Below are 5386 nucleotides of genomic sequence, written 5' to 3' on the forward strand. Positions count from 1 at the left end.
TCCTCTGCCCCCTGTGTGTTCACCGGGGGCCTTGCCCGGGCCAACATAACCCCAACCTAAGATCCCTCGCAGATCCCCCCCGAAAGGCCGGAAAACCCCACAAAGTCATCATCACAGCCGTCGCCAGAAAGCTGGTCCCCATCGCGAACGCTTTATGCAAAAGCCGTCAGAAATGGGCGGCATCCACAACCTGACAGATACAGTTGCTAGGAGGAGAGCCATCGGTCTGCTCTCTTACCGAGATGAGAGCCGAGTGTTTGAATGCGAGGACCGACACATATTTCGATCCTCGCAACGGGTACGCAGGTTTGTCAGACGGCAAAAATGTCGTTCGCAGTCAAATCGAGATGCCCATTCAAAAGTACATGGGCATCGGCCCCTTCGCCGTAATCGTCTCTCAGGTAAACCATGGTCGCCTGGCCCAATTGCTCATGCTGGACATGCTCGAAATAGACCTCTGCCCCCTCACCATCGGAGAATCCCGATTGTTGGCCGACAAAGGGCGCTGGACCAAAAAGCTCGAACACAAGCACATCCGTGCCAGCTTCAAAATCAAGGATCATATCGGGCGCGTCATTTGCCACAGTATCCCAGACGGCGAAATGGAAGGCATCAGCTCCGGCCCCGCCGACCAGGATATCCCCAGCACTTTTGGTGTCTGTGCCGCCATAAATGATATCGTTGCCGTCGCCGCCAAAGATGACGTCGCGCCCGGCGCCGCCTTTCAGGACGTCGTTCCCGGCGCCGCCGTCCAGAACATCATTGTTGAGCCCACCGTCCAATTCGTCATGGCCGGTCCCGCCTTGAAGGTGATCCTCGCCAACACCGCCGTCCAGCATGTCGTTTCCGCCATCGCCTTCCAGGTTGTCATTGCCGTCGCCTCCGAAGAGTTGATCGTTTCCGGTGCCACCCGACAGGTGATCTGCGCCCTCTTCACCATGCAAAGCGTCATCATCTCCAGCGCCTGACAGCTCATCATCGCCGTCGCCGCCAAAAAGCTGATCATTCCCGGTTCCGCCATCCATGGTGTCTTGACCGTGACCCCCGGTCAGCAGGTCCACGCCGGTGCCGCCAAAGATCATATCATCGTCCGCACCGCCATGGAGCGTGTCGTTACCGGCATCTCCTTCCAGCGTGTCCTGCCCCTGTGACCCGCCCATGACATCGTCGCCATCGCCACCCTGCATCAGGTCGTTGCCGTGCGCGCCTTGGAGCACGTCATCGCCGCCATCCCCTTTCAGATGGTCGTTTCCGAAGCCACCATTCAGGAAATCCTCGCCCGAACCGCCCAAGAGTGTATCTGCGCCGTGCTCTCCGTAGAGCGCATCGTTCCCAGACCCGCCTTGCAGGGTATCGTTACCGTTTCCGCCAAAGAGCGTGTCATCTCCTGTGCCTCCGAACCCGCGGTCATTACCGCTTCCCAGAAACATGAGATCGTCACCGCCCAGCCCATAGGCCCAATTCGATTTCCAATCGCCAACATAAACGTTGGCGTTTGACCAATCAAACCAAACGGAGTGATCTATCTGAATGCCACCGGCGGCCAGCGTCGGCACCGCCAAATCAAATACCGGTCTGCCATGGGCGTTCAAGACCGAAAATGTACCCGCGTCCCGGGCCTGTGGCATCGAAAACGTCAGGAGGTCGGGCCACGCATCAAGGCTTTCGAGACGGTCACTCTTTTGTCCGTCACGACCTCTGCCACCTGCGGGAATACCGTCAAATTCAGTCCCTCTGACGTTAAAAGACAGGTTGTTCAAAAATCTGGTCATTGTGTTTCCTCTGAGGCCGAGCGCGCATCGATTCTGCGTCAGCCGTTGGCTTTAGGGCGCACGCCGCCCATCATTTCTGTCGTAACGAGGGTTTTTGCTTTCGGGTCAGGGCTCTGGAAAGCTGGCCCGCTCTGCGCCGCACCTCGTATCTGAAGCCGGAGCATCTGCACCGGTGGCACATGGATAAGGGTCGTCTTTGTCACTCTGATTTCGCCGAAGGTAACTGTTGTGTCTGTAAGTCGGCGCGGATGACGCAATTGATACAAATGATACAAAAAACCGTTTCATCGCACGGGCGCATTCATGCTTGGCTAGGGCCGACACTCTGAACAGCACTTTATGGCTGAGGGAGATACCAAATGGATGATTTAGCGATCGAAGCCGGGGCGCATGCAGGGCAGGCTCCTTTTGCCGAGGCGTGTGAGCATCTCGATCATGGGTTCGCCTTGTTTTGCCCAGCGGGAAACGCGGTGGTCGTAAACAGGCTGTTTGCGGTCCCTTTTCCCGGTGCAGGAACGCGAACATCGCCTCTGGCGACGCTGGGGGACATGCTGAAAGCGGCCCTGGGGCAGCGCCGGACCAATACCGTTTTGAAAGGGTTGGAGGCGGCCCGGCAGACCGGCGCGGTCGGTCTGGTGTCAGAGATCAAAACCCAAGATCGACTGGCCGGACCTCATCTTTTGAAACTGTATGTTCAACACGACGGCCACATCTCGGCACTGCTGACGTCTCTGACGGCTGCGTCACCGTCAAAGCGCAGCGCGCGGGCGCTGTTTGCGGACGCGATCGACAACGTGAATTTTGGTGTCGCCCTGATTGATGAGGCGCACCGATTGGTTTTCGCCAACAAGAAATTCCGCGCGAATTGCGACCCCAATAACGAGCTTTTGATCCCCGGCCACACGATGCGTCAGGTGCATGCTGATGCCATTCGCACCGGGCTTTTTCCCGTACCGAAGGGCTGGCCGCCAGAGGCGTTGCTCGATCTGCTCGACACCATGATTGCCACCAATGCCCGCGATTTCCCGGTGCCCAACAATCATGGCGCGGCCTTGGTTGGTAATGTCTACAGCACCGAATTGGGTGGCCGAATCCTGACAATTCAAGACCTGACCCAAGACCGACAGGCGGAGAAGCTGATGGTCTCGGCCATGGAACGACTGCCGGTTGGTGTGGCAATCGAGGACGACCAGGGCCGGTTTACCCATTGCAACGCGGCTTTTGCGGCCCCTTACGGTCTGGACCCCGACGCCCTGATCGCGATGCCCCCTGAAACCCGAATGGCGTTTCTTGCTCCGCAACTTGTCTCGGTCGACAACGACACCACTCACGGCGATCTAGGCGGGGCATTTCGTGATGCGATCCTGCGCCAAAGAGAGGATCTCAGGCCGTTCGAGGTGCGCTTCAAAACCGGGCAGTACTTCTTGGTTGAGCGCGCCAAGACTGAAAACGATGGCCGGGTCGTGGTCGTGACCGATGTCACGGCTTTGAAAGATGCAGAGACCCGCAACCTCGCAGCGGTGACCGATGCGGTGCAAAGCTTGGACATCGGCGTCGTGTTGTTCGACAAGGAAATGAAAATCTTGCTGAGCAACGAGAAATTCGACGAGATTTTCGCATCAGACGACGCGCATGTAAGGTTGGGGGATCATGCGATTTCAGCGTTTCTGCGCCAGCTTGACGCGGGGATTTACCGGATCCCCGATGGTGTGACGAAAGAAGAGTACGCAGCACAGATCGAGAAACTGGTCGAAAACAACTCCTCCAACATTCCATTAGAATTCACCGACGGGCGATTTGTTCTCGCCTCGTGCCATAAGACCCGGCTTGACGGGTATTTGCTGTCCTACATCGATATGACTGAGCAGCGCGCCATAGAAGACGAGCTTGCCCGCCAACGCGAGATCACCCACCAGAAAGAGCGTTTATCGGCGCTGGGCGAGCTTCTTGCCGGTGTGGCGCACGAGCTGAGAAACCCGCTTTCGATTGTCGTGGGCTATACGCATATGCTGGACGGACAGATCGAAGACCCGGTATTGAAACGGAGGGTAGACCGGATTGCAGAAGCTGCGGATCGCAGCGCCCGGATCGTCGAAATGTTTCTCGACATGGCACAGGAAAGGCCCTGCGAAAAAGAACCCTGCGATCTGAACGATATCGTTGCCAGCGCTCTGGACGTGGCGGAAAGCGGGCTGGACCCCAAAACCGAGGTGCAGGTAGTTCTTGCGCCTGACCTTCCGCCGATCGCGGGGGACGCAGACCAGCTTATCCAGGTGATGTATAACATCGTCATAAACGCCCAGCATGCCATGCAAGAAACGGGTCGGCCGGGCATTTTGTCCCTGTCCACCCACGAAGACCAAGCCAAAGACCGAGCGATTGTCACGATCTCGGACAATGGCCCCGGCATTCCGCCCGAACTGCGCAGACGCGTCTTTGAACCGTTGTTTTCCACCAAGGACGTGGGTGAGGGGACGGGCATGGGGCTGGCTTTGTGTCATCGCATCGTGACCAGCCACGAGGGTATAATCACAATCGGCCAAAGCGCTTTGGGCGGTGCCCAGATTGAGGTCATCCTGCCGCTGGCACCGCAGGGCAGGGCGGGGGACACATGATGTTGGACACAAGACCGGCCCGAATCCTGATTTGTGATGATGAACCGCGCCTGCGCGAAATGGTGGGAGAGTACCTGTCGGAACGTGGGTTCAAGGTCTCGGAGGCCGGAAACACCCAAGAGCTTGCCGCCGTCAAAAAGGCGGATACACCGGATCTGATCTTGCTCGACATCAACATGCCGGGTGGCGACGGTTTGTCGGCGTTGCGTGAAATGCGCGCCTACTCAGACACGCCTGTCATCATGCTGACGGCAGCTGCGGATGTTGTGGACCGCATCGTCGGTCTGGAAATGGGGGCGGATGATTACCTTGGCAAACCGGTCAATCTGCGCGAATTAGAGGCCCGGATCAAGGCCGCGTTGCGCCGACAAGGTGGGTTCTCTCAGGGCTCTGCACCCGCCGAGCGTCATCTTGAAACCGTGCCGTTTGGCCCCTGCCAGTTGCACCTGGACAGCGCGCGCCTGTTCGGGCCTGACGGCAAAGAGATTCCGATCACGGCCATGGAATTCGACCTGCTTCAGTTGTTTTATGAAAACAAGGGCCGCGCATTGAGCCGCGACCAGATCCTCGAACGGGCACACAAGAAGGGCTGGGCCGCGTTCGATCGCTCCATCGATCTGCGAGTGTCTCGTTTGCGACGTAAGATTGAAATCAATCCTTCCAAGCCGCAGACAATTCGAACAGTCCGGGGCGTAGGCTACATTTTCGAGGTGTAGTTCGGCGCCGAGGTCTTTCTCTATATTCAAAGATGGCAACGTGCCTTGGCGATGCTTTCCGGCGCTTGGGAGTTAGGCTCAGGACCCATTGATTCCCCTTTATCATCATGATTCACGGCTCAAAAACGAGCGGTGAACATGTCTGATCTTTTCTGGCTGAGCGACGCGCAGATGGCGCGTCTTAGGCCCTCTTTCCCAAGTCCCATGGTAAGCCGCGTGCGGTGGATCGCGTGTTGTTAGTGGGGATTATTTCATTCATCGCAACAGGTTTCGGGGGGGGGGA

The 5386-nt window shown here is 57.6% G+C and carries 3 protein-coding genes; 2 read left to right on the top strand and 1 reads right to left on the bottom strand.

Annotated elements, in window-relative coordinates; all coding sequences use genetic code 11:
• Positions 1-311 precede the first annotated feature (311 nt).
• Positions 312-1772 (bottom strand): calcium-binding protein, encoded by a 1461-nt coding sequence (locus tag HEP69_RS09245; protein WP_290558228.1) that lies wholly within the window; start codon positions 1770-1772, stop codon positions 312-314.
• A gap of 359 nt (positions 1773-2131) precedes the next feature.
• On the opposite strand from HEP69_RS09245, the gene HEP69_RS09250 reads away from it, so the two are divergent.
• On the top strand, positions 2132-4387 hold the full coding sequence (locus HEP69_RS09250) for a PAS domain-containing sensor histidine kinase (protein WP_290558229.1): 2256 nt from the start codon (positions 2132-2134) through the stop codon (positions 4385-4387).
• Positions 4387-5103 (top strand): response regulator, encoded by a 717-nt coding sequence (locus HEP69_RS09255; RefSeq protein WP_290558230.1) that lies wholly within the window; start codon positions 4387-4389, stop codon positions 5101-5103. Before HEP69_RS09250 ends, HEP69_RS09255 begins: the two co-directional genes overlap by 1 nt.
• Positions 5104-5386: the final 283 nt, after the last annotated feature.

The organism is Aestuariivita sp. (assembly GCF_021404545.1).
GTDB lineage: Bacteria > Pseudomonadota > Alphaproteobacteria > Rhodobacterales > Rhodobacteraceae > Aestuariivita.